Source organism: Parvibaculum sp. (genome assembly GCF_039973015.1).
Lineage (GTDB): Bacteria > Pseudomonadota > Alphaproteobacteria > Parvibaculales > Parvibaculaceae > Parvibaculum.
Window position 1 is genome coordinate 192,279 of sequence record NZ_JBDWLT010000010.1, and the last position, 16,268, is coordinate 208,546.

The window sequence follows — 16,268 nt, forward strand, 5'->3', positions numbered from 1 at the left end:
CCCCGGGGGAGGCCAGCATGGTGTCATGTCATTGCTTGCAGAAAAAACCCTCCCCGACCCCTCGCTCGAGACCATGCCCGGTCTCTGGCGCCGCTCGCTTCTCGCCTGGCCGGATGGCCGCCGCGACACGACGAGCTTCGTGAACTGGCTGCAGGGCCCGGGCCTCTATATCGATCTGCGCCAGCCCGAAGGCCGCCCAGACTTCTCGGGCATGACCTCCCTGGCCGCTCTCTCCCCCGACGCCATGATGTGGCTCGCCGCCCAGGAAGGCTTTGCGGGCGAGCTGGTCGAGGAAGACGGCTTCTTCGAATGGCGCCGCGATATCGATTTCCAGCCGCAGGCGATCTATTCCGATCGCGGCCGCCTCTGGAACGAGGGCGATGTCATGGTCGAGGAGGGAAAGGACATTCCCTATATCGAGCATTGGCACCGCGAGCCGCTCGGCGAAACGCCTTTGTGGGCGGCGCGCCTCGAAGACCGCGAAACCGGCCAGAAGGGCGCCATCGCGCGCATGGGCTCGCTCTTCATGTTTGCGCGTGAACGCTATTGCGACACACCCGCCGGCCTCTCGCTTGCCGAATGCGTGGCCGGCGCCACCGATATGGCGCGCGCGCAGGAATTTCTCGATTGCGAGATCTCGCAGGGCGCGGTCACGAGCACGGGCTGGTTCATGCAGCGATCCACCCTGCCCTTCCGCGAGGGAAAGCCGCTCCTGCCCATGCTCAATGGCGGCCTTGTCGAAACGCATGACATGGACCGCACGGGCAAGCCCTTCACGCGGCACTGGGAAATAACGGACATGCGCGGCGAGCCGCTGGTCGATGTCCCGTCGAACGGAGTATCCACATGACTGAGACCGAAACGAAAGGCACGGCCTTCACGAGCATTCCCGTGGTGGATATCGCGCCCCTCTTCGGCAATGACGAGGCGGCAAAGCGCGAAGTCGCCAAAGAGATGGCGGATGCAGCAAGCGATGTCGGCTTCCTTTATGTGAAGGGCCACAACATTTCGCGCGAGATGATCGCGAAACTCGAAGCCCGCGCCGCGGAGTTTTTCGCCCTGCCGGAAGAAAAGAAGATGGAGCGCTATATCGGCAAGTCGCGCGCCCATCGCGGCTATGTGCCGACCGGCGAGGAAGGTTTCTATGACGGAACGGACCCCGCCAAGACCGACAAGAAAGAAGCCTTCGATCTTTCGATCGAACTGCCGGAAGACGACCCCGACCATGTGAAGGGCTACCGGATGCTCGGCCCGAACCAGTGGCCGCCGGAGCTCCCCGAAATGCAGCGCGACGTCTATGCCTATTACGAGGCGGCGATGGCGCTCGGCCACACGCTCTTTCGCGGCTTCGCGCTCGCGCTCGGTCTGCCGGAAGACTATTTCGAGCAATGGCTGACGAAGCCGCCCTCGCAGCTCCGCCTTGTCCACTACCCCTCGGACCCCGCGCGAGCGGTCGCGGAATGGGGCATAAGCGCCCATACGGATTACGAGTGCTTCACCATCCTCCATGTGACGGCGCCGGGCCTTCAGGTCATGAACGCGAATGGCGACTGGATCGACGCACCCCCCGTCGAAGGTGCTTTCGTCATCAATATCGGCGACATGCTGGAAGCACTGACCAATGGACGCTTCATTGCGACGCCGCACCGCGTTCGCAATGTGCCCGACGAGCGCTTCTCCTTTCCGCTCTTCTGTTCGCTTGACTACGACACGCAGGTCGAACCGCTGCCGCAGTTCATCGAGGACGGCAAGGTCTATCCGGGCTATGGCGCTGGCGACCATCTCGTGACCCAGACCATGCGCACCTTCGCCTATCTGAAGAAGCTCGTTGCCGCCGGCGAACTCAAGCTGCCGGAAAGCGAAGACCATGCAACGGCGTTCGGCCGGCGCGAAAAAGAAATCGCCTGAAGGCGGCCCGCCCGAACGGCGGGCAAGAGGAAACACCGGGAAGATCGATGAGATCCCCCCGTGCGAGGCGCGCGCGCCGCGTATGGACGGGTAGCCGTAACCAGTCGAAAGGACAATCCATGCGATCATCCATCTTCCATCGAGCGACGCTCGCCCTTTTCGCCTCGCTTGTCGCAGGTCTGTCCTTCGCGGGCAGCGCGGCAGCGGCGGACAAGACCTTCAAGCTCGCCTGGGCGCTCTATCCCGGCTACATGCCCTGGGCCTATGCCGAGCAGTCCGGGATCATGGACAAGTGGGCGGAGAAGTACGGCATCGACGTCGAGATCGTACAGATCAACGATTATATCGAATCGATCAACCAATACACGGCCGGAGAGTATGACGCGGTCGCCAACACCGTCATGGATACGCTGACGCTTCCTGCGGCCGGCGGTGTGGACTCCACGTCGATCATTCTCGGCGACTACACCGATGGCAATGACGCGATCTTCATCAAGGGTCAGGGAAAGACGATGGCCGACCTGAAAGGGAAGACCGTCTATCTCGTTCAATATTCCGTCTCGCACTACATGCTGGCGCTCGCATTGCAAAAGGCGGGCATGAGTCTCGACGACATCAAGACGGCAAATATCGCCGATGCGGATTTTGTCGCGGCGCTGCAGACACCGGAAGTGGAAGCTGTCGTCACATGGAACCCGGCCACGGTGCAGCTTTATGACGACCCGTCCGTCACCGCCGTTTTCAAGTCTTCGGAGGTGCCGGGCGAGATACAGGACATCCTGATCGTGAAGACGGAAGTGCTTGCGGAAACGCCGGAGCTGGGCAAGGTGCTCGCGGGCGCCTGGTACGAAGTGCTCGACATCATGAAGAAGGATGATGAGCAGGGTATCGAGGCACGCACCTATATGGCCGAACTTTCGGGCACCGACCTTGCGGATTTCGACCGCCAGGTAGCGACGACCTATTTCTACGGTCCGGCTGAAGGCGCGGAGGCCTATGCGGGCGAAACCATGCCCGGCATCATCGACAGCACGACGGGCTTCGCTTTTTCCCAGGGCCTTCTCGGTCCGACCGCGAAGGACAAGGGTTATGTCGGCGTCGAACTTGCGGACGGCACGATTGTCGGCGACGAAAGCAATGTGAAGCTCCGCTTCGACACGAGCTACATGGAAGCGGCGGCGAAGGGCGAACTCTGACGTTCGCCTCGACCGAAACGGAAAGGCCGCCCCAAGGGGGCGGCCTTTTTCATCAGAGGATGAACTTCGTCAGATCGGCGTTCTTCGTCAGGTCGCCGATATGCTCACGCACATAGGCCGCGTCGATCTTCACCGTCTCGCCCGGTTTGTCGGAGGCGGCGAAGCTTACCTCGTCAAGTACGCGTTCCATGACGGTGTGGAGACGGCGCGCGCCGATATTCTCGACCGATGAATTGACCGAGGTCGCGATATCGGCGATGGCGTCGATCCCGTCATCCGTGAAGTCGAGCGCGACATCTTCCGTTTTCATCAGCGCCACATATTGCTTGATGAGGCTCGCTTCCGGCTCGGTAAGCACACGCCGCATATCGTCCTTCGAGAGCGCCTGAAGCTCGACGCGGATGGGCAGGCGTCCCTGCAGTTCCGGCAGGAGGTCGGAGGGCTTGGCGATGTGGAAGGCGCCCGACGCGATGAAGAGAATATGGTCGGTCTTGACCGCGCCATGCTTCGTCGCGACGGTCGTGCCCTCGATCAGCGGCAGCAGGTCGCGCTGCACACCCTCGCGGCTGACATCGCCTCCCTGCTTTTCCGCGCGCGCGCATATCTTGTCGACCTCGTCCAGAAAGACGATGCCGTTCTGCTCGACCGCGCGGATCGCATCCTGCGTCACCTGCTCCTGGTCGAGCAGCTTGTCGCTTTCTTCCGCGATCAGCGTTTCGTAGCTGTCGCGCACCTGCATCCGGCGCGGCTTGGTGCGCCCGCCGAACGCCTTGCCCATGATGTCGGAGAGATTGATCATGCCGACCTGCCCGCCCGGCATCCCCGGAATGTCGAGCGTCGGCATGCCGCCGCCGGAATCCTGCACCTCGACCTCGATTTCCTTGTCGTCGAGATCGCCGTCGCGGAGCTTCTTGCGGAAGCTCTCGCGTGTCGCCTCGCTTGCATTGGCGCCCACGAGTGCTTCAAGCACCCGGTTCTCGGCGGCGAGATGCGCCTTGGCACGCACATCCTTGCGGCGGCGTTCGCGCGTCATCGAAAGCGAGATCTCGACAAGGTCGCGGATGATCTGTTCGACGTCGCGGCCGACATAGCCGACTTCGGTGAACTTCGTCGCTTCCACTTTGAGGAACGGCGCTTCAGCGAGCTTGGCGAGGCGGCGCGAGATTTCCGTCTTGCCGACGCCGGTCGGCCCGATCATCAGGATGTTCTTCGGCAGCACCTCGTCGCGCAGGTCTTCGGGCAATTGCTGACGCCGCCAGCGGTTGCGGAGCGCGATGGCGACGGCGCGCTTCGCGTCACGCTGCCCGACAATGTAGCGGTCGAGTTCGGAAACGATCTCACGCGGCGAAAAACTGGTCATCTTTTTACATTCCTCCTGCCGCCTGCCATTCTCGAATGGCTTCGACGGGGTAGATCAACATCAGGACATTGAGGGTGAGGTTGTCGCGGATCAGATAGCCGACACCCGCCTCCATGATCAGGGCCGCCGTCACCACCACCCATATGGGCAGCCGCGCGGCGAGAACAAAGCCGAGCACCATGGCCAGGCTGTCGGCGACAGAGTTCAGGATGCTGTCGCCGTAATAGTCGAGGGATACGGTCTCCGCCCGGTAGCGCTCGATCACCATCGGTGTGTTTTCGAGCACTTCCCATGCGCCTTCGACGAAAAGCGCGGCGACGAGCCACCAGCCCACGGGGTAACGCCGGAGCAAAAGAAAGGCGCCACCATAGAAAATGAAACCGTGGATGATGTGGGAGAAACTGTACCAGTCGCTGAGATGCTGCGAGTTCTCCGAACTCTTCACCACACCGTGCCAGAGCTTCACCGTGCCGCAATCGCAAATAGGTACCCGGCCCATCGTATGGAGCAGCACACCTTGCAACACGAGAAGGCCGATGGCGGCGGCAAGCCAGAGAGGCGGCTTCCACCGCACGAGACCGGATGCCGTCACGCGTCGAGGCTCTCGACGGTGAGCGAGTTGTTCGTATAGACGCAGATATCGGCGGCGATGCCCATCGCCTTGCGGGCGATTTCCTCGGCGGTGAGGTCCATGTCGGCGAGCGCCCGCGCGGCGGCCAGCGCATAATTGCCGCCCGACCCGATGCCGGTGACGCCGCCATCGGGCTCCAGCACGTCGCCATTGCCGGTAAGGACGAGTGTTACCTCGCGGTCGGCGACGATCATCAGCGCCTCGAGGCGGCGGAGAAACCGGTCGGTCCGCCAGTCCTTCGCAAGTTCGACGCAGGCCCGCATGAGCTGGCCGGGATATTGCTCGATCTTGGCTTCGAGGCGCTCGAACAACGTCATCGCGTCCGCCGTCGCGCCCGCGAAGCCCGCGATCACGTCGCCCTTGCCGAGTGGCCGCACTTTCCGGGCATTGCCCTTCATGATCGTGTCGCCCATCGAGACCTGCCCGTCGCCCGCGATCACGACTTTTCCTCCCTTGCGAACGGAGAGGATCGTGGTGCCGTGCCAGTTGATCGGGTCGCGCGAGGTCATTTCATTCCCGTCTTGCTGTGTCAGGAGGGTGGAAGCTTGCCGATAGCATGTGGCCGCTTCGCGCCATAGGGTCAAGTCTTGCGGGGCAGGCCTTGAAGGTTTGTCTGCCGCTGGCGGCGAATGATTGCAAATGATAGTCTTTCGCAATCAATGACAGATGGGGGATTCAATGTCCGGGAAACTCGATACCGAAGAAGCGCTGAGAACCGTCTATCCCGATCCTGGCCAGACGAGGGGCAAGGTGCTTTCCGTACTCGACCCGCATGCGAAGACCTTTATCGGCCTTTCGCCTTTTCTGTGCATCGGTACATCGCGCCCGGACGGGCTGGGCGATGTCTCGCCGCGCGGCGGCGAACAGGGCTTCGTTCATGTACTCGACGACACGCATCTCGCCATGCCGGACCGGCCCGGCAATAACCTGATCGACACGCTGTCCAACATCGCTGAATCGCCCTCGGTCGGTCTTCTCTTCTTCGTGCCGGGCTTTGAGGAAATGCTGCGCGTGAACGGCGTCGCCGAAGTCACGACGGACCCCGAAATGATGGACCGCTTCGTGGTCGACGGGAAAAAGCCCCGTTCCGTCATGATTGTCGAGGTGCGCGAAGCCTTTTTCCATTGCACCAAGGCGCTGAAGCGCTCCGGCCTCTGGGATGCCTCGAAACACGTGCCGCGCGATCGAATGCCGAGCTTCGGCCAGATCATTCGCGACCAGTTGAAGCTGCTCGTGCCCGCAAAGCTTATCGATATGGGTCTGAAGAAGGACGCGAAGGACAATCTGTACTGAGTTTTGAGGGTTTCCGGCGCTATTCCGGCAGTTTGAACGCGCCGGGATCGCCGCCAAGCTCCCGGACCTGGGCCTCAAGGGCGCGGATGCGCTGTTCCAGCCGGTCGAAGGCGGGCGTGAGCTGGCCCGCATCCCAGCGTGGCTGGATATGGCTCGGGCAATTCACGTCCCATTCCTCGATTTCGAAGAGGATCGCCCGCTCGACCCGGCCCCGGTAAGAGGGGTCGGCAAGTGAGCGGGTGAGTGCCGGATCGTCGGAAACGGCGCGCGCCCTGCCCCTGATCTTGACCCGCCGCCGCGTCGGATAATCAACGAGGAAAAGGAAGGCCCGGTCGTTCTCGGCAAGATGACCAAGCGTCACGAATTGCTGGTTGCCCGCGAAATCGGCATAGCCGAGCGTCTTTTCGTCCAGCACCTTGAGGAAGCCTTTCGGCCCGCCGCGATGCTGGATATAGGGCCGGCCTTCGGCATTGGCGGTCCCCATATAGAAGTGATCGCGCTCGGCGATGAACTGGGCGAGGTCGGGCGTCATGCGGGTCTGCCAGGCCATCGGGAAGCCTTTCGTGAGCTGTGCCGGGAGCTTCTATATGGCGGACGGGCTGCTCATCCGCCAGTCTGCAAAGTCTTCAATATCTTGTGAGCCCGGACCGCATGACCACAGCACGTGCCAGGCATCTTCAATTTGAATCAATAACTTGCCTCCCGCACCGCAACAAGATTCGCAGGCTCTTAAAGTAATTTATGAGAAGCACTCCAGAATATTGGTTAACGGGCTGTAAGTGTTTGTGATTCAATCTTGTTGGTCACTTCAAGTAAAGGTGGCGCGTGCCGCAGGGCTTTGCGCTGGCCTGTCCCGCCCCTGCCTGATAAAAGCTGCCGCGAACGGGCTTTTCGTGAGCCCCGCCAACCGGAAACCGAACCATGCAGATCGAAACCGAAAGCCGCACAGCAACCGTCGAACGCAAGACCAAGGAGACCAATGTCTTCGTCTCGCTCGATCTCGACGGTCAGGGCGAATATGACGTCGACACGGGGATCGGCTTTCTGGACCACATGCTGGAGCAGCTGTCGCGCCATTCGCTGATGGACCTGAAGGTCCGCGCGCAGGGCGACCTCCACATCGATTATCACCACACGACGGAAGACACCGGCATCGTCATCGGCGAGGCCGTGCGCCGCGCGCTGGGCGATTTCAAGGGCATCCGCCGCTATGCGACCTCGGTGATCCCGATGGACGAGACCTGCACCCGCGTTTCGATCGACGTCTCGCAGCGCCCCTATCTCGTCTGGAAGGTGAACTTCACCAAGCCGAAGCTCGGCGACATGGATACCGAACTCTTCAAGGAGTGGTTCCAGGCCTTCGCGCAGAATGCGGGTATCACGCTGCACATCGAGAACATGTATGGCGAGAACAACCACCACATCGTCGAGAGCTGCTTCAAGGGCCTCGCCCGGGCGCTTCGCGACGCAGTGGAGATCGACCCGCGGGCGTCGGGACGCATCCCCTCGACCAAGGGCGTACTCGGCAACTAGGCAATCACCCGTCGATATACTGGCCTTATCGGCCAATCTGTCCTAGATAGAGCGCGTCTGCAGAACCGTATGCCCGCTGAGTTCGGGCGGAACGAATTTCATGCGCATCTATACAGTCCACGAGCTTCCCGGCGCGCCGCTCGACGGCGCCGGCATTGTGCTGGTGAAGGAGGGTTTCTCCTTTCCGGCCTTTCTGCTGTCCTGGGTCTGGCTTCTCTTCAGCCGGCTCTGGATCGCGCTCGGGCTCTGGATCGGCCTCACCGCTGTCACGTCATTCCTCGCCGAACGCTATCTCGGGCTCGAAGGCGCCATGCTCTGCTCGCTCGCGCTTCAGTTGCTGCTCGGCTTCGAGGGCAATGACATCCGCCGCTGGACGCTGGCGCGCAAGGGCTACCGCGAAATCGGTATCGCCGCGGGTGCGTCGCTGGAAGAAGCCGAACGCCGCTTCTTCGAGAGGTGGGACCGTGCGCTCGATGTTGCGCCCGTCGCGCCGCTTTCCGCGCCTGTCTGGCCGCAGCGCCCCGCCCCTGCACATGCCCCCGCGCCGCGCCCCGCACATTCGCCCGCAGGCTCCAGCGAGATTTTTGGCCTCTTTCCCCAAGCCGGTCCGAAAAAGGGAAGCTGATGTCCATGCAGGTTGCGATCATCGATTACGGCTCCGGCAATCTTCGCTCCGCCGCCAAGGCTTTCGAGCGCGCAGGCCGCGATGCGGGCCTCACCGCCGATGTGCTGGTAACGAGCGACCCGGATGCGGTGCGTAAAGCCGGGCGCGTCGTGCTGCCGGGCGTTGGCGCCTTCGGCGATTGCCGCGCGGGCCTCGACGCGATCCCCGGCATGGTTGAGGCGCTGGAAGAAGCGGTGCGAAAGGACGCAAAACCTTTCTTCGGCATTTGTGTCGGCATGCAGCTCATGGCAGAGCGCGGCCTCGAACACGGGAGCCATGAAGGTTTCGGCTGGCTCAGGGGCGATGTCGTGAAGATCGAGCCCTCGGACCCATCGCTCAAGATCCCGCATATGGGCTGGAACGAACTCGAAATCGTGAACCCTCATCCGCTCCTCGATGACATGCCCGCGAGCCATGCCTATTTCGTGCATTCCTATGCCTTTGCCGTCGCCGAACCGGATGCGCTCGTCGCCCGCGTCGGCTATGGCGGTCCCGTGACGGCGATGGTCGCGAAGGACAACATGGCGGGCACACAGTTTCACCCCGAGAAAAGTCAGGCCCTCGGCCTCGCCCTTATCGGCAATTTCCTGAAGTGGAAGCCCTAGAGCATGATCCCGAAAAGTGGCATCCGGTTTTCGGAAAAGATCATGCTCCAACAAGAAACAAACCAATGATCCTCTTTCCCGCGATCGACCTGAAGGACGGCGAATGCGTCCGCCTCGTGCATGGGCTCATGGACCAGGCGACCGTCTTCAACGACAACCCGGCTGCCCAGGCCCGCGCCTTCGAGGATGCGGGCTTTGACTATATCCATCTGGTCGATCTGAACGGCGCCTTCGAGGGCCGCCCCGTGAATGCCGGTGCGGTCGAGAGTATCCTTGCCGAAATCTCGATCCCCGCGCAGCTCGGCGGCGGCATCCGCGATCTCGCCACCATCGAGACCTGGCTCGAAAAAGGCATCCGCCGCGTCATCATCGGCACGGCGGCGGTGAAGAACCCCGATCTCGTGATCGAGGCCTGTGCGAAGTTTCCCGGCCGCATCGCCGTCGGCCTCGATGCAAAGGGCGGGCGCGTGGCGACCGAGGGCTGGGCCGATGTCTCGGACCTCACCGTCCTCGAAATGGCGCGCCGCTTCGAGGATGCAGGCGTTGCCGCGATCATCTACACCGACATCGACCGCGACGGCGCGCTTGAAGGATTGAACATCGATGCCACAGTGTCGCTCGCCGATCAGATCTCCATTCCCGTCATCGCATCGGGTGGCCTGTCCTCCATCGACGATCTGAAAAAGCTCATCGCTGCCAACTGCTCCGGCATAGAAGGCGCGATATCGGGCCGCGCGCTTTACGATGGCCGCCTCGATCCGGCGGAAGCGCTGAAACTTATCCGGGGTCTGGCCTGATGCTGAAGGCGCGCGTCATTCCCTGCCTCGACGTGAAGGACGGCCGTGTCGTCAAAGGCGTCAACTTTGTCGATCTGCGCGATGCGGGCGATCCGGTCGAGGCCGCGCGCGCCTATGATGCAGCGGGTGCGGACGAACTCTGCTTTCTCGACATCACGGCGAGCCACGAAGAGCGCGCAATCATTTTCGATGTGGTGCGCCGCACCGCCGAACAATGCTTCATGCCGCTGACGGTTGGTGGCGGTGTGCGCACCGTCGGCGATGTGCGCCAGCTCCTCCTTGCGGGCGCGGACAAGGTCTCGATCAACACCGCCGCCGTCTTCGATCCCGATTTCGTGCGCGTCGCGTCGGAAAAATTCGGCAACCAGTGCATCGTCGTCGCCATCGACGCGAAACAGGTCGCACCCGGCAAATGGGAAATCTTCACCCATGGCGGCAGAAAGCCCACCGGCATCGACGCGGTCGAATATGCGGTGAAGGTGACGGAGCTCGGCGCTGGCGAAATCCTCCTCACCTCGATGGATCGTGACGGTGCAAAATCCGGTTTCGACCTTGCCTTGACGCGCGCCGTGGCGGACGCCGTCTCCGTGCCGGTCATCGCATCGGGCGGTGTCGGCAATCTCGATCATCTGGTCGAAGGCATCCGCGATGGTCATGCGAGCGCCGTTCTGGCCGCCTCCATCTTCCATTTCGGCGACCACACGGTGGGCGAGGCGAAGGACTATATGGCCAAGGCCGGTATCCCGATCCGGCTCTGACCACAACAGCTTGTGTCTGTATGGGGTTTGCCGCACTGCACAAGCTGTGTGTAAACGCCGCAGGGCGCCACAAAGCCAATGTGACAATTGCGCGTCGTCATGCCGCCCGGCAGAATGCCCCTGCATTGCCTGAGCGTGCGGCTTGAGGTTTCACTGGGTCTTCAAAGGCGCCGACCTGAAATGTCCGACCGGGAAATCGAACTGAAGCTCGTTTGTGAGCCTGCCGAGCTTGAGCGGGTACGTCGCGCACCGGCGCTCAAGCGCATGAAGCAGGGCCGCGCCGCCGGCAAGCACCTCCACTCCGTTTATTTCGATACCGACGATCTCGTTCTCGGACAGAACGGCATGGCGCTCCGGCTTCGCCGCAAGGGCCGGGGCTTCGTGCAGACGCTGAAAACGCAAGCCGATCAGGCGGGCGCGGGCACGGTTGCGCGCGACGTCGGCGAATATGAAGCGGCGTTGCCCGGCAGCGCCTCCACGCCCGATCTCAGCAAGCTGCCGGAAGAGTTGCGCGGACGCATTCGCGCGCTCGCGAACGGCAATGCAATCTCGCCACGCCTTGTCAGCGACATTCGCCGCACCGTGCAGAACATTGCAACACCCGAAGGCGACCTGATCGAACTGGCTCTCGACCGTGGTGCCTTGCAGGTCGGCGGGCATGACGCACCGGTATGCGAGATCGAACTCGAACTCAAGGAAGGCACACCTGCGAGCCTCTATCGCATCGCGCTCGACCTGAACGAGATCGCCGAACTCAGGATCGGTCACAAGAGCAAATCGGAACGCGGCTTCGCCCTGCTGCATGACACGGTTCCCGGTGCGCTCAAGGCGGAGGCAGTCGTCATCGACCGCCACGCGACACTGGCCGATGCCTATGAAATCGTGCTCCGCCATTGCCTCGTGCACCTGATGGCCAATGAGGAAGCGGCTGTCGTGCAGCGCACGCCCGAAGGCCTTCACCAGATGCGTGTTGCGCTTCGCCGTGCGCGTTCGGCTCTGGAAATTTTCCGCCCCGTCATTGGCGGCGACCTTGCCGGCCGCCTTGCGGCGGAAGCGAAGTGGCTTGCAGGCGAACTGGGCGCGGCCCGCGACCTCGATGTTTTCACATCGGATATTCTCGATCCCGTCGAACTCGGGTCCGCCCGTTCCGTCGCACTGGAAAAACGCATCGCGCAAGCGCGCGATGAAGCATGGGAGCGCGTGATCGAAGTTCTGTGTTCGCGCCGCTACACGCGCTTCCTTCTCGAATACGGTCTCTTCCTTGCGGAAAAAAGCTGGCATGTGAAGCGCAAGGCGCCGGCCTTCGCGCGCGACTTCGCAGGCGCCGCGCTCGACAAGCGTCTCGCCAAGGCATCGAAACTCGGCCGCGAAATCGAAGACCTCGAAGGCGACGATCGCCATGAACTTCGCAAGCGCCTGAAGAAGCTGCGCTATGCGCTCCACTTCTTTTCCTCGCTCTACGATCCCGAAGAGGTGAAGCCCTATCTCAAATATCTGAGCCAGATGCAGGACGTTTTCGGCGGTCTCAACGATGTCGCCACGGCGCATATTATTCTCGGGCGGCTCGCCGGCGGCAAGGAGATGCGCGAGACGGCATCGCGTATCCTTGCCTGGCATGAGAAACGGGCTGCGAAGGAGTGGAAAGGCGCCATCCGTCTCTGGAAGCGCTTTGCGGGCTCGACGCCTTTCTGGCGTGAAAAAGCAGCCTGAGACAGACGTTTTCCGCCGCTTCTTACCGGAATCCCGGCCCGCGTTAAGCAAATCTGAAAACTACGGCCCTTAACATTCCTTCGTGATGCCCTGCCTTCCCGCGCGGGGATTGTTTCCGCGTAAAGGGTTCTGCCTCATCATGTCGAGTTCCGAAGCCGCCAGCAAAACAAGCGACAACCCCGCAAGCGGCAACAAGGCATCCGATGGCAATGCCATTATTGGCCGTCGTATAAGCCAGGAGGCGTTGAAGCGTCTCGCCGAGCTGCACATGCGCTATCTGAAGGGCATTCCCGGCGGCTGGTGTGTCGTGATGAAGGAATGCGACCTCTCGGATCTCGACTTCCGTAATCTGAATTTTTCCCACGGCCATTTCATCGGCTGCGATTTCTCGAATTCGAACCTCGAAGATGCACGCCTTTCGGGCGCCAATCTCTTCAGTGCGAATTTCGACCACTGCAACATGACCCGCACCAATTTCTCGCGCGCGGATTTGCGCGGGGCGAATTTCGCCGATGCGGAGATGACCGAAGCGATGCTTGAAGGTGCGGATCTTCGCCGCGGCGCGGTGATCCGGCGCGGCGCAAGCGGGCCGGTGGGCCGCGAAAACTCCAGCTTTCGCGGTGCGCGCATGTACGGCACCAATATGAGCGAGTGCAAGCTGCTCGATGCCGATTTCGACGGCGCATCGATATCGGGCGCAAGCCTTCAGGGCGCGGACCTGCGCGGGGCGAGCTTTGCGGGTGCGGAACTCAAGGGGGTGGAGCTGACCGGCGCGAACCTTGCCGATGCCGATTTCCGCCGCGCCATCCTGGACGAGGATACCGCGGCACGGGGCGACATGATGCGTGCGACGCGCCCCCGCACGGCGCCGGGCCCTGAGCGCATGGCAAAGATGCTCACTGCCCATCTCGAATGGATTCAGACCGGCCAGCAGCGCGGCGAACGCGCCGACTTCGCCCGTATGGACCTCTCCCGCCGCAACTTCGCCGGGGCCGTCCTTGCAGGCGCCAATTTTCGCGAGGCGATCCTCGCCGATGTGAACTTCGAGAAGGCGATCCTTGCCGCTTCCGATTTCGGTGACGCGATCCTGCTTCGTGCAAATTTGCGCAATGCCGACCTCCGGGGCGCGGATTTGCGCGGCGCCGACATGAAGGAGGCGAACCAGGACGGAACCAAGAAGGGTGAGCTTTCGGGAACCAGCCTGTCGACCCGCCTCTAGGCCTCTGTTCTGCCCGAAACGCCGCGGCGTAGCGCTTTTTGCCCGCTCTGGCGCCCCGGGTCCAAATCTGCTACGCAAAGCCGCCGCGCGGAGCCGTTTCGACGGGTTCGGACGTGCGCCCGTCAACCGTCCGGGGAGCGCCATATGGCCGCCGACGCCCGCCAGCTTGACCGACTTTTCGAGGTGATCGCTGCCCGCAAGGGCGCGGACGCCGCGTCGTCCTATACCGCGAAGCTCTTTTCGAAGGGCGTGTCGGCTTGCGCCCAGAAGCTGGGCGAGGAAGCTGTGGAAACGGTGATCGCCGCCGTTGCGGGCGACCGCGAAGGCGCGCTCTCCGAAAGCGCCGACCTTCTTTATCATTGGCTCGTTCTGATCGCGGCACTCGGCCTCGATCCGGCTGACGTCTATGCCGAACTCGAGCGCCGCGAAGGCCGCTCTGGCCTGGACGAAAAAGCAGCGCGCACCGAAAATTGACGGAGAGGGATATGGGCGCGACCGGCATGATCGACACCGGGGAACGGGAGTCCCTTTCTCCCTTTCGCCATTTCACGGCGGCGGACTGGGGGCGGCTGCGCGAGGATACGCCGCTGCCGCTCTCCGAAACGGAACTTGAGGAACTGAAGGGTTTCGGCGAACGCATTTCGCTCGACGAGGTGTCGGAAATCTTCCTGCCCTTGTCGCGCCTTCTCAATCTCTATATCGGCGAGATGCAGGAGCTTTACCGCGTCACCTCGGACTTTCTCGGCCGTGCCGACAAGGTGCCCTATATCGTCGGCGTGGCGGGCTCGGTCGCCGTGGGCAAGTCGACCACTGCGCGTATTCTGCGCGCGCTTCTTGCGCGCTGGCCGAACCATCCCAAGGTCGACCTCATCACGACGGACGGGTTTCTCTATCCCAACAAGCTGCTCGAAGAGCGCGGGCTGATGCAGCGCAAGGGCTTTCCCGAGAGCTTCGACATCAAGCGGCTGATCCGCTTTCTCTCGGATGTGAAGGCGGGCTCGCCCCGCGTCGAGGCGCCGGTCTATTCGCACTTCACCTATGACGTGCTCCAGGGCGAGACCGTGACGGTCGACCAGCCCGACATCCTCGTGGTGGAGGGGCTTAATGTGCTGCAGCCCTGGAAGCCTGCCGATGGCGATGAGCCGCAGCCTTTCGTTTCCGACTTCTTCGACTTCTCGATCTATCTCGACGCCGACGAGGAAGCGATCCGGCGCTGGTATATCGAGCGTTTCCTGAGCCTGCGCCGCACATCCTTCAAGGATCCGGCAGCCTATTTCCATCGCTATTCAAAGCTCACGGAAGAGGAAGCGGTTGAGACGGCGGATGCAATCTGGACCTCGATCAATCTTGCCAATCTTCACAAGAACATCCTGCCGACGCGTCAGCGCGCTGACCTGATCTTGCGCAAGGGCGACGACCACCGCATCCGCGATGTTTATCTCAGGAAAATCTGAGGCATGAAAAAGGGGCTCACCGGAGCCCCTTTTCCTTGTTCGTTTTTCGCGAAACCAGGGCTCGTCAGGCGAGCCCCTCCTTCTTCGCAAGCTCGGCGAGCGAGACCTGCGGGCGCGGCCCGTAATGCGAGATGACTTCGGCGGCGGCAAGCGCGCCGAGCCGTCCGCAGGTGACGGGGTCTTTGCCGCGCGTCAGGCCATAGAGGAAACCTGCTGCGAAGAGGTCGCCCGCGCCGGTCGTATCGACGACCTTGTCGACCTTCGCCGCATCGACGACATGGACCTCGCCATTGGCGACGATGACCGAGCCCTGCTCGGAGCGTGTCAGCGCCGCGAACTTGCAGTCCTTGCGGACCTGCTGCAACGCTTCGTCGAAGACGTCCGTCTGGTAGAGCGAGAGGATTTCCGCCTCATTCGCGAACAGGAGATCGACCTCGTCTTTCGCGAGGCGGCGGAACTCGTCGCGGAAGCGGTCGACACAGAAGCTGTCGGAGAGTGTCAGCGAGACGAGACGGCCTGCTTCATGGGCGATTTTCGCCGCCTTGAGGAAAGCGTCCTTCGCGCCCGGCTCGTCCCACAGATAGCCCTCCATATAGGTGACGGCGGCGGCGCGGATCGTGTCTGCGTCGATGTCGTCGGGGCCGAGCTTCTGCGCGGCGCCCAGAAAGGTGCTCATGCTGCGCTGCGCATCCGGCGTCACGACGACAAGGCAGCGGCCCGTCGGCGCGCCCTCTTGCGCGAGCGAGGCCGGAAAGGCAACGCCGAGCGACTTGATGTCGTGGATGAAGACTTCGCCGAGCTGGTCGTTGCGAACCTTGCCGAAAAACGCGCCCTTGCCGCCGAGCGAGGCAAGGCCTGCAATCGTATTGGCGCAGGAGCCGCCCGAGCTTTCGACGCCGGGCGCCATCTTCGCATAGAGCGCGTCCGCGCGATCGGCATCGATCAGCGTCATGCCGCCCTTCTCGATGCTGTTCGCCGCCAGGAAAGCGTCATCCGCATTTGAAATCACATCGACCAGCGCATTGCCGATGCCTGCCACGTCGTACTTAAGGTCTGTCATGATCCTCTGGTATTTTTAGGGAGAATTTCGGGGTGCGGGCCGGAGTATAGGGATTGAGCCCCATAAGTCCAAAAACGCCG

Annotated in this window: 18 protein-coding genes; 13 read left to right on the forward strand and 5 right to left on the reverse strand. The window is 62.3% G+C overall.

Going from position 1 to position 16,268, the window contains the following annotated elements; genetic code table 11:
* Positions 1 to 25 precede the first annotated feature (25 nt).
* From ABJO61_RS12195 to ABJO61_RS12205, 3 genes are all read left to right on the forward strand, one after another.
* Positions 26 to 850: a hypothetical protein gene (locus ABJO61_RS12195; RefSeq protein WP_348325188.1), complete on the forward strand. Its 825-nt coding sequence runs from the start codon at positions 26 to 28 to the stop codon at positions 848 to 850.
* Positions 847 to 1,908 carry a 2-oxoglutarate and iron-dependent oxygenase domain-containing protein gene (locus tag ABJO61_RS12200; protein ID WP_348325186.1) on the forward strand — a complete coding sequence of 354 codons (1,062 nt, stop codon included), beginning with the start codon at positions 847 to 849 and terminating at the stop codon, positions 1,906 to 1,908. Before ABJO61_RS12195 ends, ABJO61_RS12200 begins: the two co-directional genes overlap by 4 nt.
* Before the next feature lie 119 nt (positions 1,909 to 2,027).
* Positions 2,028 to 3,104: a putative urea ABC transporter substrate-binding protein gene (locus ABJO61_RS12205; protein WP_348325184.1), complete on the forward strand. Its 1,077-nt coding sequence runs from the start codon at positions 2,028 to 2,030 to the stop codon at positions 3,102 to 3,104.
* 52 nt (positions 3,105 to 3,156) lie between these two features.
* Here the strand turns inward: ABJO61_RS12205 and hslU are convergent, their stop codons facing one another.
* From hslU to hslV, 3 genes are read right to left on the reverse strand one after another with little or no spacing between them, the layout of a single operon-like run.
* Positions 3,157 to 4,464, reverse strand: a complete 1,308-nt coding sequence (gene hslU / locus ABJO61_RS12210) for an ATP-dependent protease ATPase subunit HslU (RefSeq protein WP_348325182.1) — start codon at positions 4,462 to 4,464, stop codon at positions 3,157 to 3,159.
* Between the two features lie 4 nt (positions 4,465 to 4,468).
* Positions 4,469 to 5,056, reverse strand: a complete 588-nt coding sequence (locus ABJO61_RS12215) for a DUF2585 domain-containing protein (RefSeq protein WP_348325180.1) — start codon at positions 5,054 to 5,056, stop codon at positions 4,469 to 4,471.
* Positions 5,053 to 5,604 carry an ATP-dependent protease subunit HslV gene (hslV, locus tag ABJO61_RS12220; RefSeq protein ID WP_348325178.1) on the reverse strand — a complete coding sequence of 184 codons (552 nt, stop codon included), beginning with the start codon at positions 5,602 to 5,604 and terminating at the stop codon, positions 5,053 to 5,055. Before hslV ends, ABJO61_RS12215 begins: the two co-directional genes overlap by 4 nt.
* 169 nt (positions 5,605 to 5,773) lie before the next feature.
* Between hslV and ABJO61_RS12225 the strand changes: the two genes are divergently transcribed.
* Positions 5,774 to 6,388: a pyridoxamine 5'-phosphate oxidase family protein gene (locus ABJO61_RS12225; RefSeq protein WP_348325176.1), complete on the forward strand. Its 615-nt coding sequence runs from the start codon at positions 5,774 to 5,776 to the stop codon at positions 6,386 to 6,388.
* A 19-nt stretch (positions 6,389 to 6,407) separates the two neighbouring features.
* Here ABJO61_RS12225 and ABJO61_RS12230 read toward each other — a convergent pair whose 3' ends face one another.
* Complete coding sequence (locus tag ABJO61_RS12230; RefSeq protein WP_348325174.1) at positions 6,408 to 6,938, reverse strand: pyridoxamine 5'-phosphate oxidase family protein; 531 nt, start codon at positions 6,936 to 6,938, stop codon at positions 6,408 to 6,410.
* 371 nt (positions 6,939 to 7,309) lie between these two features.
* Here ABJO61_RS12230 and hisB point away from each other — a divergent pair, with 371 nt between their 5' ends.
* The 9 genes from hisB (at position 7,310) to coaA (ending at position 15,128) form a co-directional block, all read left to right on the forward strand.
* Complete coding sequence (gene hisB / locus ABJO61_RS12235) at positions 7,310 to 7,921, forward strand: imidazoleglycerol-phosphate dehydratase HisB (protein WP_348325172.1); 612 nt, start codon at positions 7,310 to 7,312, stop codon at positions 7,919 to 7,921.
* Positions 7,922 to 8,021: 100 nt separating this feature from the next.
* Positions 8,022 to 8,546 (forward strand): DUF2628 domain-containing protein, encoded by a 525-nt coding sequence (locus ABJO61_RS12240; RefSeq protein ID WP_348325170.1) that lies wholly within the window; start codon positions 8,022 to 8,024, stop codon positions 8,544 to 8,546.
* The gene (gene hisH, locus ABJO61_RS12245; protein ID WP_348325168.1) at positions 8,546 to 9,190 is read left to right on the forward strand and encodes an imidazole glycerol phosphate synthase subunit HisH; all 645 of its coding nucleotides are present in this window, start codon (positions 8,546 to 8,548) and stop codon (positions 9,188 to 9,190) included. Before ABJO61_RS12240 ends, hisH begins: the two co-directional genes overlap by 1 nt.
* 65 nt (positions 9,191 to 9,255) lie before the next feature.
* The gene (hisA, locus tag ABJO61_RS12250; protein WP_348325166.1) at positions 9,256 to 9,987 is read left to right on the forward strand and encodes a 1-(5-phosphoribosyl)-5-[(5-phosphoribosylamino)methylideneamino]imidazole-4-carboxamide isomerase; all 732 of its coding nucleotides are present in this window, start codon (positions 9,256 to 9,258) and stop codon (positions 9,985 to 9,987) included.
* Positions 9,984 to 10,745 (forward strand): imidazole glycerol phosphate synthase subunit HisF, encoded by a 762-nt coding sequence (hisF, locus tag ABJO61_RS12255; protein ID WP_348325325.1) that lies wholly within the window; start codon positions 9,984 to 9,986, stop codon positions 10,743 to 10,745. Before hisA ends, hisF begins: the two co-directional genes overlap by 4 nt.
* 180 nt (positions 10,746 to 10,925) lie before the next feature.
* Positions 10,926 to 12,455, forward strand: a complete 1,530-nt coding sequence (locus ABJO61_RS12260) for a CYTH and CHAD domain-containing protein (RefSeq protein ID WP_348325164.1) — start codon at positions 10,926 to 10,928, stop codon at positions 12,453 to 12,455.
* A gap of 139 nt (positions 12,456 to 12,594) precedes the next feature.
* Entirely contained in the window at positions 12,595 to 13,674 is a 1,080-nt protein-coding gene (locus ABJO61_RS12265) for a pentapeptide repeat-containing protein (RefSeq protein ID WP_348325162.1), read from the forward strand.
* 144 nt (positions 13,675 to 13,818) lie between these two features.
* On the forward strand, positions 13,819 to 14,148 hold the full coding sequence (locus ABJO61_RS12270; RefSeq protein ID WP_348325160.1) for a phosphoribosyl-ATP diphosphatase: 330 nt from the start codon (positions 13,819 to 13,821) through the stop codon (positions 14,146 to 14,148).
* A gap of 11 nt (positions 14,149 to 14,159) precedes the next feature.
* Positions 14,160 to 15,128, forward strand: coding sequence for a type I pantothenate kinase (coaA, locus tag ABJO61_RS12275; RefSeq protein ID WP_348325158.1), 969 nt, complete (start codon positions 14,160 to 14,162; stop codon positions 15,126 to 15,128).
* A gap of 64 nt (positions 15,129 to 15,192) precedes the next feature.
* Here the strand turns inward: coaA and ABJO61_RS12280 are convergent, their stop codons facing one another.
* Positions 15,193 to 16,188 (reverse strand): adenosine kinase, encoded by a 996-nt coding sequence (locus tag ABJO61_RS12280; protein ID WP_348325156.1) that lies wholly within the window; start codon positions 16,186 to 16,188, stop codon positions 15,193 to 15,195.
* Positions 16,189 to 16,268: the final 80 nt, after the last annotated feature.